The sequence below is a fragment of the Methylobacterium ajmalii genome (assembly GCF_016613415.1).
In the GTDB taxonomy this organism is placed as follows: Bacteria; Pseudomonadota; Alphaproteobacteria; order Rhizobiales; family Beijerinckiaceae; genus Methylobacterium; species Methylobacterium ajmalii.
This window is the reverse complement of sequence record NZ_JACWCT010000148.1, coordinates 1-16569: the sequence shown is the minus strand read 5'-3', so window position 1 is coordinate 16569 and position 16569 is coordinate 1. Positions and strand designations below refer to the sequence as shown.

Genomic DNA, 16569 nt, shown 5'->3' with positions numbered 1-16569 from the left:
CATCCATCGGTGAAAACAGGACCAGCACCTGACCAAGGTCAGGCTTGCCGGCCCGGACTGTCTCGAAGATGGCTCAGCGCCCGGGCCGCTGTCGCGGCCGGCGCCGATGTGTGGTCGTATAGGCTCCGGGTTTCGGCCCGTCAACCGGTTTGTGAAACCCTGGCGACAGGCTCATCTCTCCTCCCCTCCCCCTCCGCGCGTTCGGTTGCGAATGAACGACAGGCAGCGCGATACTCCGCGGCCTTCGCGGGACACCGCTTGACGGGCATCCGCGAGTTGCCGGAGAACGATCGCATCCAGCCGAACAGCTTAGGCCGGATGGCCTGGACCTCGATCACGGAAGAATACCGGCGGCATGAACACCTCCTCGGACGGCACGCCCGCCCTGTCGCCCGGAGCACCGGTGGTGCAGCGGCCGGCCCTGACGGTCGGCAAGGAGGCGCGGGCGGGCGTGAAGGGACAGGCGCCCTTGATCGTCTGGATGACCGGCCTGTCCGGAGCCGGCAAGTCGACGGTCGCGAACCGCGTCGAGGAGAAGCTGTGGCGGCAGGGCCGCCACACCATGCTGCTCGATGGCGACAGCCTGCGCTTCGGGCTCAACAAGGATCTGGGTTTCACGGACGCGGATCGGGTCGAGAACGTTCGCAGGACCGCCGAGGTCGCCAAGCTGATGCTGGAGGCCGGCCTGATCGTGCTCTGTTCGCTGATCTCGCCCTTCCGGCGCGAGCGGGCCCTGGCACGCCAGTTGGTCGGGCCGGACGAGTTCCTCGAGGTCTTCGTCGACGCGCCGATCGAGGAATGCCAACGGCGCGATCCGAAAGGCCTCTACGCCCGCGCGCTCGCCGGGCAGATCCCGAACTTCACCGGGATCTCGTCACCCTACGAGGCGCCGGAGGCTCCCGACCTCCATCTGCAAACGGACATCCACGACGTCGAGACCCTGGCCGACCGGGTTCTCGACGAGTTGCGGCACCGGGGCGTCATCGCCGGAGCCGCCTGATCACCGGGCGCTCGTCCGGGGATGTGGCCGCTCCCGCGGCCCCGGTCGGTCGCCGGTTGGGAGATCGCCGCGATGCCTCAGGCGGCCGGGGACGCTTCCTCGGCCTTGGCCTCCTCGGCGCATTTCAGGCAGAGCTGGCGCTTGGCAAGCAGAGCCGAGACCGCGTTCGCGCCCTCGAAGCTGACGACGTGGCCGCATTCGAGCACGTTGAGCACGCGCTGGTCGGGGTCGTCGCGCTCGCCGGACGGATAGCAGCGGATCGCCGTCACGCGGCGCATGGGGATCTCAGCCTGCATGGCGTAGTCCTGGAACCTCGTCTCGATGCGGCGAAACGGTCGCCGCCGCGGTGCGCGAGCCCTTCCGAACCGGCCCCGCCTCATCTCTCCATAGCACGGAACCGGCGTCGCCAGCAGGGCGGGCCTGCATTGCGTCATGTCGCAGGGCCCGGCCGACTGGCACGGATGCTGCAGTTCCCGCGGCCGATCGGTCCGCGTGTTATAGCGCCGCTTGTCAGAGCCTGCTTGACGCCGGGCGCCGTTTGGGATCACCGCGTCGTGCGGGGCCGGAACGGCTCCGCGCGGGGACCATGCCGCCCGGATGGCGGCCCGTCGCGGTCGAGCTCTCGGCCGGGGGGCGGACCGGTCGGCGCGAAACGAGAGACGAACCAGGAAGGAACCGTTCGGTGAGGGATTTCTCGACGCCCGGGCGCTCGCCCGTCTACGCCGCCAACGCCGCCGTCGCGACGTCCCATCCGCTCTCGACCCTGGCGGCCATCGAAGTCCTGCGCTCCGGCGGCAACGCGGTCGATGCCGGCATCGCCGCGGTGGCGGTGCAGTGCGTGGTCGACCCGCTGATGACCGGCATCGGCGGCGATTGCTTCGCCCTCTACGCGCCGAAGGGCGCGCGTGCGCCGATCGCGCTGAACGGTTCGGGCCGCAGCCCGGCGGCGGCGCACGATGCCTGGTACCTCGAGCGCGGCATCGCCCTCGCGCCGACCTCGCCCCACGCCGTCACGGTGCCGGGTGCGGTCGCCGCCTGGGCGAAGCTCCTGGACGACCACGGCACCCGCAGTCTCGGCGAGTTGCTGCAGCCGGCGATCCGTTACGCCGAAGACGGCTACCCGGTCCAGCCCCGGGTCGCCCTCGACTGGTCGCGCAGCGTCGAGCGCGTCGCCGGCGACCCGGCCTCGGCGGCGACCTACCTGATCGACGGGCGGGCGCCCGGCGTCGGCACCATCATGCGCCATCCGAAGCTCGCCGCCACGCTCAAGCGCATCGCGGAGCACGGCCCGCGCGGCTTCTACGAGGGGCCGGTCGCGGAGGACATCGTGGCCCGTCTGCGGGACCTTGGCGGGCTGCACACCCTCGACGACTTCGCCACCGCCGCGCCCGAGATCGTCACGCCGGTGACGACGCGCTACCGCGGCTACGACGTCTACGAATGCCCGCCGAGCGGACAGGGCCTCGCGGTGCTGATGATGCTCAACGTGCTGACGCATCACGACGTCGCCCGCCTGTCCGAGCTCGACCGGGTCCACCTCTTCGCCGAGGCCTGCAAGCAGGCCTACCACCACCGCGACGCGCTCTTCGCCGATCCGGTCCTGAACCGGGTGCCGGTGGAGCACCTGCTCTCCGAGGCCTGGCGGGCGAGCGCGCACGGCGCCATCGACATGGGCCGCGCCCAGGAGCCGGTGATCTGGCCGGAGCTCCCCAACCCGGAGCACGTCCACAAGGACACGGTCTATCTCAGCGTGGTCGACCGGGACGGCAACGCGCTGTCGCTGATCAACTCGATCTTCCAGGGCTTCGGCAGCGGCATCACCGCCCCGGAGAGCGGGGTGCTGCTGCACAATCGCGGCCTGTCCTTCCGCATCGATCCGGGCCACCCGAACACGATCGGCCCGCGCAAGCGCCCGATGCACACCATCATCCCCGGCATGCTGATGCGGGACGGCGAGACGGTAGCGCCCTTCGGCGTGATGGGCGGTCATTACCAGGCGATGGGCCATGTCGAGCTCCTGACCGGCATCATCGACCGCGGCCTCGACGTGCAGGAGGCGTTGGATGCCCCCCGCAGCTTCGCCTATGGCGGCGGGGTCGAGATGGAGCCCGGCTTCGGCGAGGGCGTCGTCGCCGGCCTCCAGGCCCGCGGCCACCGCACCATCCCGGCCTCCGGCCCGATCGGCGGCGGCCAGATCATCTGGATCGACCGCAAGGCCGGCGTCCTCGCGGCGGGTTCCGACCCGCGCAAGGACGGCAGCGCTCTCGGCTATTGAGGAGGCGTATCATGCCGTTCGACATCGACGCCGCCGCGGCCGCCCTCGTGGAGGCACGGCGCACGGGGAAACGCCTCGAGGCCCTGCCGGAGGGCGCGCGTCCCGGCAGCGAGGCGCAGGCCTACGCGGTGCAGGATGCAGTCGCGCGCATCCTCGGCCCGGTGGCCGGCTGGAAGGTCGGGGCCCCCGGCCCCGCCGCCGCCCCGGCCCGGGCCGCGCTGCACGCCGACACGATCTTCGTCGAGGCGGAGACGCTGCCGGCCTCGCTGTTCCATGTGATCGGGGCGGAGGCCGAGATCGCCTACCGGTTCGGCCGCGACCTGCCGCCGGAAGCCGGGCCCTACGACCGCGCGGCGGTGCTGGCGGCGGTCGTCACGATGCATCCGGCGATCGAGATCGCCGATACCCGCTTCGCGACGTTCGGCGCGGTCGACGCGCACAGCCAGCGCGCCGACCAGCAGAATCACGGCGTCCTGGTGCTGGGGCCGGGCCTGACCGACTGGCACGGCCTCGACCCGGTGACCCAGCCGGTGCGGCTGGCGATCGACGGGACGGTCCTGCACGATCACGTCGGCGGCAACTCGGCGGTCGATCCGGTGCGGTTGCTGGTCTGGCTCGCCAACGAGGGAGCGCGCTCCCTCGGCGGGATCAAGGCCGGCCAGGTCGTCACCACCGGCTCCTGCACCGGCACTGACTTCGTCACGGCGCCGACGCGGATCGTGGCGGAGCTTCCGGGACTGGGGAGCGTGGCGCTGGCGATCGGGTGAGGCCGCTACGGGGGGCGGCCAGTCCGGGGGGAGCCGGCGCTGCCGCCCCACCGACGACGATGCCGGCAAGGCGGATCGTCAGGCTGCCGCATCCAGCGGCACCGGCCGCCCGAAGAGGTAGCCCTGCATCTCGGTGCAGCCTTCCCGCCGGGCCGCCGCGCACTGGTCCTCGGACTCGATCCCCTCGGCGGTGACCGTCGCCCCGAGCTGGGCGGCGATGCCGACGACGGCACGCACGATCGCGGCGGTGCCGGGATTGGCGATGTCGGCGATGAAGGAGCGGTCGATCTTGATCGCGTCGAAGGGAAAGCGGCGCAGGTAGCTCAGGGACGAATAGCCGGTCCCGAAATCGTCGAGGGCGATCCGCAGGCCGAGGCGGCGCAGCGCCAGGAGCAGGTCGACGGCGTCGCCGTCGACGAGCAGGCTCTCGGTGATCTCGATCTCGAGCCGGTCGGGGCCGAGGCCGGATTCGCGTAACGCCGCCTGGATCGCGGCCACCAGAGGCCCGTGGCGCACCTGGGCGGCCGAGACGTTGACGGCGACGCGGGCACCGTCGGTCCAGGTCGCGGCGTCGCGGCAGGCCTGGCGCAGGATCCAGGCACCGAGGCGGTCGATCAGGCCGGTCTCCTCGGCGAGGGGAATGAAGGCCCCGGGCGAAACGAGGCCGCGGGTCGGGTGGTGCCAGCGCACCAGGGCCTCGCGGCACACCGTCCGCCGCTCGGCCGCGGTGACGATCGGCTGGTAGTGCAGGACGAACTCGCCGCGATCGAGGCCGAGGCGCAGGTCGAGCTCGAGGCCGCGCTGCTCGGCCGCCGCCGCGTCCATCGCCGGGTCGTAGAGCCGGAAGGTGCTGCGCCCGGCGGCCTTGGCGCTGTAGAGCGCCCGGTCGGCCCGGGCCATCAGGGTGTCGGCGTCCGCGCCGTGGCCCGGGGCCAGCACCACGCCGATGCTGACGCCGACATGCATCGACCGGCCGGCGACGGCGATCGGAGCCTGCATCGCCTCGACGAGGCGCGAGGCGACCTGCGACGCCGCCGGCGAATCCCCTCCGGCGAGGAGCACCGCGAACTCGTCGCCGCCGAGCCGCGCCAGGGTGTCCTCGCCACGCAGGACCGCCCGCATGCGCCGGCCGACCTCGCACAGGAGCGCGTCGCCGGCGGCGTGGCCCAGCGTGTCGTTGACCACCTTGAACCGGTCGAGGTCGAGCCACAGGATCGCGCAGGCCCGGCCGTCCCCGAGCAGGGCGTCGAGCCGGGTGCGGAACAGGGTGCGGTTCGGCAGGTCGGTGAGCGCGTCGTGGGCCGCCATGTGGGCGATCCGCCGCTCGGCCTCGCGCCGGGCGGTGATGTCCTCGACCTGGAGCAGGGTGGAGGCGGGGTCGGCCGGCAGGGGGAGGCGCACCGCCGAGACCCGGGCCCACATCGTGCCGCCATCGGCGCGGGGAAAGCGCATCTCGCAGACGGCGGGCTCCCCGGCCTCGCCGGCCCCGGCGAGGAGTCGGTCGAGGAGGCCCGCCTCCTCGGGCAGGCCGAGAACCGCGAGCGGCCGCCCGACGAGGTCGGCGGCCTCGCGGCCGAGGGCGTGCAGGAAGGCGCGGTTGGCCTCGACCAGGTCGCCGGCGCCGCCGACCACCAGCATCCCGGCCGGCATCCGCTCGATGATGCCGCGCAGGTGGCTGGCGCTGCGGCGCGCCTCGGCCTCGGCGGCCCGCAACGCCGCCTGCTCGCGCTTGAGCGCGGTGATGTCGAAATGCGCGCCGGTGCGGCCGTCCTCGCGGGCGTGCTCGATCACCCGGATCCAGCGCTCGCCCGGCAGCGGCACCTCGAACGGCGCCCCGGCGAAGCGCTGGGCCTCGCGCAGATGGGCCAGAAGCTGGGGCGGGGCATCGCCGTGGGTGTCCTGCCAGGCGCGCGCCACCACCGCCTCGAAGGTGAGGCCGACGGCCTCGCCCGGTGCGAGGCCGTAGAGCTGGGCGAACTGCCGATTGGCCGAGACGATGCGCCCGTCGGCATTCGCCGCCACGATGCCGTCCGGCGTGTCGGCCTCCGCCGGCGTGCGGGCGCCGACGCCGTCCGCACCCTGGGTGATCCGGCGCCACAGCCGCACCCGGCCGAGACCCGGGATGGTCTGGGCCGCCACCCGCAGCCAGGTGCCGCGATGCTCGAACTCGAACGGCCGGCTCTGGGCCTGGTGGCGGGCGAGCCCGCTGGCGACGTACTCGTCGATGTAGCGGGCTTCGTCGGAGGTCAGGCGGTTGCCGTAGAACCGACGCAGGTTCTCGCCGTAATGCTCGCCGAGATGGACGAGTCCGTCATGCTCTGGAAAAAGATAGAGAAAAGTCTGGTTCCAGCCCACGGCGCAATCGTCGGCATCGAAGACGCACAGGCCGATATCGAGGCCGTCGAGCAGGTCGGCGAGGAGCCCGATGCGCGGGTTGGGCTTCTGCATGCTGTCGACCCCGATCTGTCGTGCGGCACCGTCCGCGCCGGACCTTCACGGACCCGCACCGCGCCCGGACCGGGCCTGGACCGTCTCCGGCGATATCCTGCGCATCACCGCATCTCAAGCTCGCATGACCTGATTGACGCCGTCTTTCTTTTTTGTGGGGCGCCGTCTTCTGCCGCAGAGGAAGAGATCGGGCTCGGCGCCCGGCGGGGAACGGCCCGCAGAACTGCCCTTGCCAGCCCGCCGCGGATCGGCTGTGAAGGGGTAAGTGACGACAACGGGCGACCACGCGCGGGAACGACGCGGGCGCCCGGGAGGAGACCACGATGAACCGTTTCACCACCGGCCTGTGCGCGGCCGCCCTGACACTGGCGGTCCTGTGCGCGCCGGCCGCGGCGCAGATGTCCGACGACGTGGTGCGCATCGGCGTGCTCACCGACCTCTCGGGGCCCTATGCCGACAGCGGCGGGCGCGGCTCGGTGGCGGCGGCCGAGATGGCGGCCAAGGATTTCGGCGGCAAGGTCCGGGGCAAGCCGGTCGAGATCATCTCGGCCGACCACCAGAACAAGCCCGACGTCGCCTCGAGCCTGGCGCGGCGCTGGTACGACGTCGACAGGGTCGACGCCATCGTCGACCTGCCGGTGACGGCGATCGCGCTCGCCGTCCAGGCGGTGGCCAAGGAGAAGAACCGCACGGTGATGATCACCGCGGCGGCGACCTCAGACCTCACCGCCAAGACCTGCTCGCCGGTCAGCTCCCACTGGACCGACGACACCCACGCGCTGACCGCCGGCACCGCCCGGGCGGTGTTCGAGCGGGGCGGCAAGTCCTGGTACTTCATCACCGTCGACCACGCCTTCGGCCACGCCCTGCAGAAGGAGGCGACCACGGTGGTCGAGTCGCTCGGCGGCAAGGTGGTGGGCACCTCGCGCCACCCGATCAACACCGCCGACTACTCGTCCTTCCTGCTCCAGGCCCAGAGTTCGGGGGCGGACGTGGTCGCCTTCGCGAGCGTCGGCGACGACTTCACCAAGGCGGTCAAGCAGGCCGACGAGTTCGGCCTGACCGGGGGCCGCCAGACGCTGACCGGCTTCCTCGTCTACGTCACCGACATCAAGGGCCTCGGCTTACCGGTGGCGCGCGGCCTGACCTTCTCGTCGGCGTTCTACTGGGACCAGAACGACGCCGCCCGGGCCTTCGCCAAGCGCTTCCAGGACCGCACCGGCGCGATGCCGACGAAGAACCAGGCGCTGATCTATGCTGCCGTCACCCACTACCTGAAGGCGGTCGACAAGGCCGGAACCGACGAGGCGGTCGCCGCCAACGCGGCCATGCGGAGCCTGCCGGTGGCGTTCTTCGACCACCCGGCCACCCTGCGGGCCGACGGGCGGCTCCTCTACGATCCGGTGCTCTACCGGGCCAAGGACCCGGCGGCGAGCAAGGGCCCGTGGGACCTCTACGAGGTCTTGCGCACCATCCCGCAGGGGGAGGCCTTCCTGCCGATGAACCCGGCCTGCGCGCCGAACGGGCGCGAGTGACCCGGGCGTGGACCGCATGAGCGACCCCGCCCTCGCCGAGGGATTCGACCTCCGGCGCCTGCCGGACGGCTTCATCGCGAACCCCTATCCGGTCTACGCGGCGTTGCGCGAGCACGCCCCGGTGCATCGGCTCGGCGAGGGACAGATCCTGCTCTCGCGCTACGCCGACCTGGAGCGGGTCTACAAGGACGCCGCGACCTTCAGCTCGGACAAGACCGTCGAGTTCGGAGCCAAGTTCGGAGCCGGGTCGGGGGCGGGGGAGGCCCCCTCCCCGCTCTACCGCCACCACACCACGAGCCTCGTCTTCAACGATCCGCCGCGCCACACCCGGGTCCGGCGGATCATCGCGGGCGCCCTCACCCCCCGGGCGGTCGCCGCGATGGAGGCCGGCATCGTGGCGCTGGTCGACGATCTCCTCGACCGGGCGGCGGCGCGCGGCACGATCGACCTGATCGAGGATTTCGCCGCCGCGATCCCCGTCGAGGTGATCGGAAACCTGCTGGGCGTGCCGCGGGACGAGCGCGGGCCCCTGCGGGACTGGTCGCTGGCGATCCTCGGCGCCCTCGAGCCCGTCCTGCCGCCGGAGGTCGAGGCGGACGGCAACCGGGCGGTGACCGCGTTCCTGGCCTATCTCGACCGCCTCGTCGACGACCGGCGCCGGCATCCGGGCGACCCGGACAAGGACATTCTCACCCGGCTGATCCAGGGCGAGGTCGGCGGCGAGCGGCTCTCGCCCGAGGAGCTGCTGCAGAACTGCGTCTTCATCCTGAATGCCGGCCACGAGACCACCACAAACCTGATCGGCAACGCGCTGCACCTCCTGACCGAGCATCCCGCGGCCCGGGCGCGGCTCCTCGCCGAGCCGGAGCTGATGCGCAAGGCGGTGGAGGAGGTGCTGCGCTTCGAGAGCTCGAACCAGCTCGGCAACCGCGTCGCGACGACGGATTTCGCGATCGACGGGCAGATCTTTCCGGCCGGCACCCAGATCACGCTCTGCATCGGCGCGGCCAACCGCGACCCGGCGCAATTTCCCGACCCCGACCGGTTCGACGTCGCCCGCGACCCCAACCGCCACCTCGCCTTCGCGAGCGGCATCCACCAATGCGTCGGCATGGCGGTGGCCCGGCTGGAGGGCCGGATCGCGCTCTCCCGCTTCCTCGCCCGCTTTCCGGATTACCGCCTCGACGGGAGGCCGGAGCGCTCGCCGCGGGTGCGCTTCCGCGGCTTCCTGCACCTGCCGGCCTGGCTCGCCTGACGGCCGGACCGGGGAGCCGCGGACCCTCAGGCCGCCTTGACCCGGGCCAGGAAGGTCGTCACCTCGTGGGTCAGCCGCTCGGACCGGCGCGCCAGGTCCTGGGCTGCGCCGAGCACCTGGGACGCCGCGGCGCTGGTCTGGCCGGCGCCGTCGCGCACGCCGACGATGTTGCCGGTGACCTCCTCGGTGCCGCGCGCCGCCTGCTGCACGTTGCGGGTGATCTCCTGAACGGCGCTGCCCTGCTGCTCCATCGCCGCCGCGATGCTGGCGGCGTAGCTCGACATGTCCTCGATCACCTTGGCGATCTGGCGGATGTCCCCCACCGCCTCGCGGGTCGCCCCCTGGATCTCGCCGATTCGCGCGCCGATCTCATCCGTCGCCTTGCCGGTCTGGCCGGCGAGGTCCTTCACCTCCGCCGCCACCACGGCGAAGCCGCGGCCGGCATCGCCGGCACGCGCCGCCTCGATGGTGGCGTTGAGCGCCAGGAGGTTGGTCTGGCCGGCGATGCTCGACACGGTGGCGACGAAGTCACCGATCCGCTCCGCCGTGCCGGCGAGGCGTTGAACAGCCGCGTTGGTGCGCGCCGCATCCTCCACTGCCCGGGCGGCGAGGCGGGACGACTGGGTCACCTGCTGGACGATCTCCTGGATCGAGGCCGTCATCTCCTCGCTCGCCGCGGCGACCGTCTGCACGTTGGCGGAGGTCTGCGAGGCGGCGCCCGCCACGGTCACGGTCTGCCGGGTCGTCTCCTCGGCCACCCCGGTCATGGCGCGGGCGGTCGCCTCCATCTCGGTCGCGGCGCCGGCAACGCCCGTGGTCAGCCCCGAGACCGTGCGCTCGAAGTCCAGAGCCATCTCGTCGAGGGCCCGGGCGCGCCGCATCCGCGCCTCGTCCTCGATCTCCTTGGCGGCCGCCGCCCGCTCGGCCTCGACGGCGTTGCGCTTGAACACCTCGAGCGCCTGGGCCATCTCGCCGACCTCGTCGCCCCGCTCGACGCCCGCGACCACCACCGTCCTGTCGCCCTCGGCGAGCCGGCCCATCGCGGCGCTGATCGCCCGAAGGGGCGACACCAGGGTGCGCGACACCATCAGCGCCATCACGGTGGCAACGGCGAGGCTCGCGAGGATCCCGACGAGGTTCATCGCGAAGGCGAGGGCGAAGGAGGATTCCTGCTCCTTCATGCGGCTCGCCATCAGGCCGACCTCGACCGCGCGGATCTCCGACGCCTTCGCCCGCAGGGCGTCCATCATCGCCTTGCCGGACCCGCTCGCCTGGAGGGCGCGAGCGCGCTCGCGGGTCCCCGGCTCGGCCATCAGGGCGATCTCCTTCTCGGCGATCTCGCTCATCCAGGCGGTCGCGCTGCGGTCGAGCTCGTCGAGGCGGGCCTGCTGCGCCGGGTTGTCGGCGGTGAGGCGCTTGGCCTCGCCGAAGGCGGACCGGTAGGTCGTCCGCCCCTGGCGGTAGGGCGCCAGGAACTGCGGATCGGCCGAGATCAGGTAGCCGCGTACGCCCGTCTCCTGGTCGACCATCGCGGCGAGGATGGCCGAGACCGTGTGGAGCACCTCCTGCGTGTGGTCCGTCCAGGCGATCCGATCCTTGATCGAGTGGAGGCTGGCGTAGCTCACCGCGCTCACCGTCAGGGTGATCGCCACGAGACTGCCGAAGGCCACGACCAGCTTGGGGAGGATCTTCAGGTTTTTGAGCAGGCGCATCGGACGTCTCATGGTCGGGGCGGAGCGCGGGTCGGCGGCGCCGAGAAGCGCGAGCCCACGCTTCGCCATCGGGATTAACAACGGGCCGCACGTGTTCTTAGCATTATTTGAAATCGTCTGAATAACGGTTACATATCCCAGTCTTGTCAATCGCCGGTTGAGAAAAACGATCGGCACATTCCCTCATCCGTGCCGGGTCTCGCTCGCTGCGGTGTGGGCGGGCCTCAAGCGGTCGTGTCCGGGCCGGGCATGGTGGATGCGCGGCGTCGCCCTAGCTCGTGACGGGCAGGTCGACCGAGGAGACGCCGCATGCTGCCCCATCGCCGCGCCGTGCTGGCCGGCTCAATTGCCGGCTCCCTGGCCGCGAGCCTGCATCCGGGCCGGCTTCTCGCGCAGGAGCCCGGCTTGATCCGGCGTCCGATTCCCTCCACCGGCGAGACGGTACCGGCGGTCGGCATCGGCACCTCGCGGCGCTACGACGTGGCGCCGGATTCGGACGCGATGGCGCCCTTGCGCGAGACGGTGGCGCGGTTCGTCGCGCTCGGCGGCACGGTCATCGACACGGCGCCCGATTACGGCCGGGCCGAGGAGGTGCTGGGCCGGATCCTCGCCGAGACGAAGCTGCGCGACAGGGTGTTCCTGTGCAGCAAGGTGGCGGCGCGGGGGCGCGAGGCGGGAGAAGCGCAGATCGCGCAGTCCTTCCGCCGCCTCGGCACCGACCGGATCGACCTGATCGCGGTCCACAACCTGATCGATCCGGCGGTGCAGCTGCCGCTCCTGCGCGAGATGAAGGCGGCCGGGCGCATCCGCTACCTCGGCGCCACGACCTGGGCCGAGGGGCAGTACGGCGATCTCGAAGCCCTGATGAACACCGAAAAACTCGACGTGATCCAGGTCAACTACGCGGTCGATGCCCGCAAGGCCGCCGAGCGCATCCTGCCGCTGGCCCGCGAGCGCGGCATCGCCGTGATGGTCAACGTGCCGTTCGGGCGCGAGCGGCTGTTCAATCTGGTGCGCGGCCGTGAGCTGCCGCCCCTCGCCGCCGAGTTCGACTGCAGGAGCTGGCCGCAATTCTTCCTCAAGTACGTCCTGTCGCACGAGGCGGTGACCTGCCCGGTGCCTGGCACCGCGCAGCTGCGCTACGCCGAGGACAATCTCGGCGCCGCACGCGGGCGCCTGCCGGACGCCGCCCTACGCCGCAAGATGGAGGAGTTCATCGATGGCCTGTGATCGTCGCACGCTGCTCGCCGGAGCGATGGCCCTGGCGCTCGCCGCCGGGCCCGCGGGGGACGCCTTCGCCCAGGATGCGAAAATCCCGATCGCCGTGATCGGCGGCGGCAATATCGGCGGGACCATCGGGGGGCTGTGGGTCAAGGCGGGTCATCCGGTGATGTTCGCCTCGCGCCATCCGGAGGACCTGAAGCCGCTGGTGGAGAAGCTCGGGCCGCTCGCCAAGGCCGGCACGGTCGAGCAGGCCCTCGCCTTCGGCGACGCGGTGCTGATCGCGGTGCCGTACAAGGCCTATCCGGACCTCGGAAAGACCTACGGCGCTTCCCTGAAGGGCAAGGTCGTGCTGGATGCCGGCAACGCCACCAAGGCCCGCGACGGCGACCTGGCGACGGAGGCCGAGAACGAGGGGATCGGTGCGGTCTCGGCCAGGTACCTGCCCGGTGCCCGGCTGGTGCGGGCCTTCAACGCCGCCAATTACCGGCTCTTCGCCCAGAACGCCCACCGCGGCGGCGGCCCGATGGCGGTGCCGATCGCGGGCGACGACACGCAGGCCCTGGCGGTGGCGGCCGCGCTGGTGCGCGATGCCGGCTTCGACCCGGTGGTGGTCGGCGGCCTCGATGCGGCGAAAAAGTTCCAGATGGGCAGCCCGGGCTTCCAGCGCGACGCCACCGGCCCGGAGGCCCGCAAGGCCTTCGGGGTCGCCGAATGACCCCTGACGCGGCGCAGGCCGGCCTGACGGTGCCGGCCTGGCTCCGGCGCCTCACCGACGTGCGGCCCGAGGAGGTTCCGGCTCTCGGCTGGGCCTGGCTCTACATCTTCGCGCTGCTCTCGTCCTACTACGTGATGCGGCCGATCCGCGACCAGATGGGGCTGGCCGGCGGGCTCGAGAACCTGCCCTGGCTGTTCACCGCCACGCTGGTGGGCATGCTGGTGCTCAACGTGCCGTTCGGCTGGCTGGTCCGCACCCTGCCGCGGTCCCGCTTCGTCCCGCTCACTTACCGCTTCTTCGCCGCCAACATCCTGGTCTTCGCCGTGGTGCTCTATCGCAGCGGGCCTGAGGAGGCGGTGTGGATCGGCCGGGTGTTCTTCGTCTGGCTGTCGATCTTCAACCTGTTCGTGGTCTCGATCTTCTGGGCCACCATCGTCGACGTGTTCGACACCGAGCAGGGCAAGCGGCTGTTCGGCTTCATCGCGGCGGGCGCGACGCTCGGGGCCATCACCGGCTCGGCCGTCACCGCCGTGCTGGCCCGGGACGTGCCTACGCCGTTCCTGCTCCTCGCTGCGGCCGCCCTCCTCGAGGTCGCGGTCTTCAGCATGCGGGGCCTGGCGCGGGTCTCCGACGCGCTGTCGCGCGAGCCCGGGGCGGCCACGCAGGCGATCGGCGGCAGCCCGTTCGCGGGGATCGGCCGGGTCTTCGCGTCGCCCTACCTGCTCGGCATCTGCCTGTTCCTGCTCCTGTTCTCGATCACCACGACCTTCCTGTACTTCGAGCAGGCCGGCATCGCGAAGCGCAGCTTCCCCGACCGGGCCTCGCAGACGACGTTCTTCGCCTCGGTCGATCTCGCCGTGAACGTGCTGACGCTCGGCGTGCAGCTCTTCCTCACCGGGCGCATCGTCAGGCGCCTCGGCGTCGGGGTGACGCTGGCGATCCTGCCGCTCGTCAGCGCGCTCGGCTTCGGGCTGCTGGCGGTGGCGCCCACCATCGCCAGCGTGGTGGTGTTCGGCGTGCTGCGCCGGGCCGGCAACTTCGCCATCGCCCGGCCGGTGCGCGAGGTGCTGTTCACGGTGCTGCCGCGGGAGGACCGCTACAAGGCCAAGGCCTTCATCGACACGGTGGTGTACCGCCTCGGCGACCAGGTCGGCGCCTGGTCCTACGCCCTCGTCGCCTGGCTCGGCCTGAGCGCCACCGCGCTCTCGGTCGTGGCGGTGCCCCTGTCGCTCGCCTGGCTCGTCAACGGCCTCTGGCTCGGGCGCCGGCAGGAGGCTATGGCGGGGGACGGGACGGAGGCGCCGGCGGAGGCGAGGAATGGCTGAGACCGAAGCGGATCTGCGCGAGGCCGTCGTGGCGGCCTGCCGCGAGATGGCGGAGCAGGGCCTGAACCAGGGCACCTCCGGCAACGTCTCGGTGCGGTTCGGCGAGGGGCTGCTCATCACCCCCTCGGGGCTGCCCTACGGCGAGATGACGCCCGGCGACATCGTGCCGATGGGCATGGACGGCCGGTCCGACCACCCGCTGCCCCCCTCCTCCGAGTGGCGCTTCCACCGCGACATCCTGCAGGCCCGCCCTGACGTCCGGGCGATCGTCCACGCCCATCCGACCTACTGCACCGCCTTCGCGATGTGCCGGAAGGACATCCCGGCGGCCCACTACATGATCGCCGCCGCCGGCGGACCGACCGTGCGCTGCGGCGGCTACGCGCTGTTCGGCACCGAAGAGCTGTCGCGGCGGGCCCTGGAGGCGCTGCAGGACCGCACCTGCTGCCTCCTCGCCAATCACGGCATGATCGCCACCGGGCCCACTCTCGCCAAGGCCCTGTGGCTCGCGGTCGAGCTCGAGACCCTGTGCCGGCAATACGCGGTCGCGCTCCAGGTCGGCCGGCCGCACATCCTGAGCGAGGCCGAGGTGATGGAGGCGATGGAGCGGTTCAAGTCGTACGGGCCGCGGCCGAAGGCGGGGTGAGCCGGCGCGCATGACGCGCCGGCCCCGACGCCGCTCCTAAAGCTCCATCTTCATCGCCTGCGGATAGTACCGGAACCCGCCCTGCCCGTTCTCCGCCACGTGGCCGATGCCCGGCCAGGCGAAGTGGTAGGCCAGCACCGGGATGCGGTTCTTGGCCAGCATGGTCAGCATCTTGAGCCGGGTCTGGGCCGATTGCTTCGGGTCGGTGTCGTAGGCGAACTCGGTCAGCGGCTTCTCCATCAGCAGCACCGGATGGTGCGTCAGGTCGCCGAGGTAGCACAGGCTGTCCTTGCCCGAGGTGATCATGAACATCGTGTGGCCGATGCTGTGGCCCGGCGCCGCGATCGCCTGGATGCCGGGCAGGAACTCCTGGCCGTCCTTGACGAAGACGAGCCGGTCGCGGATCGGCAGCAGGTTCTTGCGCGCGGTGTCGAGGAAGGCGCCGAACGACGCCGGCACCTTGGCCGGATCGGTCCAGTAGTCGAAATCCGCCTGCGAGATGTAGTACTGGGCATTGGGGAAGTGCGGCTGGCCGTCATCGCCGACGCAGCCGCCGCAATGGTCGACATGGGCGTGGCTCATCACCACGGCGTCGATGTCGTTGGGGTCGATGCCGGCCTGGCGCATCGTGGTGAGCAGCTTGCCGGTGGTCGGCCCGAACAGCTTGAGCGCGCCCATCCCGGTATCGAACAGCACCAGCTTGCTGCCGGTGTTGAGGATCAGGATGTTCTGCTCCAGCACCGCGTTCGACAGCGGCAGGAAGTTGCTGTTGAGCTGGGCGTCCATCTCGGCCGGGGTCAGGCCGAGGAAGTTGGCATGGGGGTCGCCGAGCGGCAGGGTGCCGTCCGAGACCATGGTGGCCTCGGCGTCGCCGAGGGCGAAGCGGTAGAAATAGGGGCTCTGGCTGCGCAGCATCGGCGCCTTGGCGCCCGCCGGGCCGGGCAGCCCGGTCGCCACCGCGGCCGCCGCCGCACCGAGCATCAGGCCGCGCCGGCTCGGGCCATCCTGGCGAATCGTCATTGGGGGTTCCTCCACGCATCTGGCCGCGGGCGCCTTTATGCGCGCGCCGGGCCGGCGGGATCCCCGTCGGCTCGGCGCGGCCGGAACCTCTGCGGTGCGACGGTTGTCCGCCGGCCCGGACGGGTTGTCAAACCGGCCGTCGGGTCAGGTGCCTCCCGCCCGGGCACGGCCGGCGCCCTCCCCGCCCGAATTGCGGGCCCCCTGCCCAACCGGACGGCAACCGCGCCGGTCGCCGCGCTGGCGGAATTGACAGCGTTTCGAGGCGCTTCCTACACCCGCCCGCAGGGAGGAACCGCGATGCCGAGCCACGATTTCGACTACGACCTGGTTGTCCGCGGGGCGACGCTGGCCGGCCCGGCCGAGGTGTTCGAGGCCGATCTCGGGGTGCGCGACGGGATGATCGCGGCCGTCGGCCGGAACCTCCGGCGCGGGGCGGAGGAGATCGACGCCAGGGGAATGATCGTCACGCCCGGCGGCCTCGACCCCCACTGCCACATCGAGGAGCCGTCCGAGGACGGCGGCGTGCAGGAGGAGAGTTTTTCGGTCATTCGTCATTCGGGGTTGATGGACGAGAGGCGGGCTCGAAGCCCGCTTCGTCGTTTGGGGTTGATAGACGCCCAGGCCACAGGCAGGAAACAGCGTGAGGC

12 protein-coding genes and 2 pseudogenes are annotated in these 16569 nt (G+C 71.6%); 10 read left to right on the top strand and 4 right to left on the bottom strand.

The features are described from left to right. Positions 1–418: 418 nt before the first annotated feature. Positions 419–1000, top strand: a pseudogene (cysC, locus tag HPY23_RS26765) (adenylyl-sulfate kinase); the annotation flags it as partial. Between the two features lie 77 nt (positions 1001–1077). Here the strand turns inward: cysC and HPY23_RS26760 are convergent. After that, complete coding sequence (locus tag HPY23_RS26760) at positions 1078–1296, bottom strand: hypothetical protein (protein WP_139235002.1); 219 nt, start codon at positions 1294–1296, stop codon at positions 1078–1080. A gap of 386 nt (positions 1297–1682) precedes the next feature. Between HPY23_RS26760 and HPY23_RS26755 the strand changes: the two genes are divergently transcribed. After that, the gene (locus tag HPY23_RS26755) at positions 1683–3275 is read left to right on the top strand and encodes a gamma-glutamyltransferase family protein (protein ID WP_091888849.1); all 1593 of its coding nucleotides are present in this window, start codon (positions 1683–1685) and stop codon (positions 3273–3275) included. Between the two features lie 11 nt (positions 3276–3286). Then, the gene (locus HPY23_RS26750; RefSeq protein ID WP_091888847.1) at positions 3287–4042 is read left to right on the top strand and encodes a 2-keto-4-pentenoate hydratase; all 756 of its coding nucleotides are present in this window, start codon (positions 3287–3289) and stop codon (positions 4040–4042) included. 78 nt (positions 4043–4120) lie between these two features. Here HPY23_RS26750 and HPY23_RS26745 read toward each other — a convergent pair whose 3' ends face one another. Beyond that, positions 4121–6490 (bottom strand): EAL domain-containing protein, encoded by a 2370-nt coding sequence (locus HPY23_RS26745; RefSeq protein WP_091888846.1) that lies wholly within the window; start codon positions 6488–6490, stop codon positions 4121–4123. 323 nt (positions 6491–6813) lie between these two features. Between HPY23_RS26745 and HPY23_RS26740 the strand changes: the two genes are divergently transcribed. After that, positions 6814–8025 carry an ABC transporter substrate-binding protein gene (locus HPY23_RS26740; protein WP_091888844.1) on the top strand — a complete coding sequence of 404 codons (1212 nt, stop codon included), beginning with the start codon at positions 6814–6816 and terminating at the stop codon, positions 8023–8025. Between the two features lie 16 nt (positions 8026–8041). Then, entirely contained in the window at positions 8042–9280 is a 1239-nt protein-coding gene (locus HPY23_RS26735; RefSeq protein ID WP_091888868.1) for a cytochrome P450, read from the top strand. A gap of 26 nt (positions 9281–9306) precedes the next feature. Here the strand turns inward: HPY23_RS26735 and HPY23_RS26730 are convergent, their stop codons facing one another. After that, positions 9307–10992: a methyl-accepting chemotaxis protein gene (locus HPY23_RS26730; protein WP_060848441.1), complete on the bottom strand. Its 1686-nt coding sequence runs from the start codon at positions 10990–10992 to the stop codon at positions 9307–9309. A gap of 309 nt (positions 10993–11301) precedes the next feature. Between HPY23_RS26730 and HPY23_RS26725 the strand changes: the two genes are divergently transcribed. Genes HPY23_RS26725 through HPY23_RS26710 form a run of 4 tightly spaced genes read left to right on the top strand, consistent with a single transcriptional unit; the run spans position 11302 to position 14902 of the window. After that, entirely contained in the window at positions 11302–12222 is a 921-nt protein-coding gene (locus HPY23_RS26725; RefSeq protein WP_091888841.1) for an aldo/keto reductase, read from the top strand. Then, positions 12212–12931, top strand: coding sequence for an NADPH-dependent F420 reductase (locus HPY23_RS26720; RefSeq protein WP_091888839.1), 720 nt, complete (start codon positions 12212–12214; stop codon positions 12929–12931). The genes HPY23_RS26725 and HPY23_RS26720 overlap by 11 nt, the downstream gene beginning before the upstream one ends. Further along, positions 12928–14256 (top strand): NTP/NDP exchange transporter, encoded by a 1329-nt coding sequence (locus HPY23_RS26715; protein WP_091888837.1) that lies wholly within the window; start codon positions 12928–12930, stop codon positions 14254–14256. Before HPY23_RS26720 ends, HPY23_RS26715 begins: the two co-directional genes overlap by 4 nt. Next, positions 14249–14902: a class II aldolase/adducin family protein gene (locus HPY23_RS26710; RefSeq protein ID WP_091888835.1), complete on the top strand. Its 654-nt coding sequence runs from the start codon at positions 14249–14251 to the stop codon at positions 14900–14902. Before HPY23_RS26715 ends, HPY23_RS26710 begins: the two co-directional genes overlap by 8 nt. 36 nt (positions 14903–14938) lie before the next feature. Here the strand turns inward: HPY23_RS26710 and HPY23_RS26705 are convergent, their stop codons facing one another. After that, positions 14939–15922 (bottom strand): MBL fold metallo-hydrolase, encoded by a 984-nt coding sequence (locus tag HPY23_RS26705; protein WP_413231064.1) that lies wholly within the window; start codon positions 15920–15922, stop codon positions 14939–14941. Between the two features lie 297 nt (positions 15923–16219). Here HPY23_RS26705 and HPY23_RS26700 point away from each other — a divergent pair. Next, positions 16220–16569 (top strand): annotated as a pseudogene (locus HPY23_RS26700) (hypothetical protein); the annotation flags it as partial.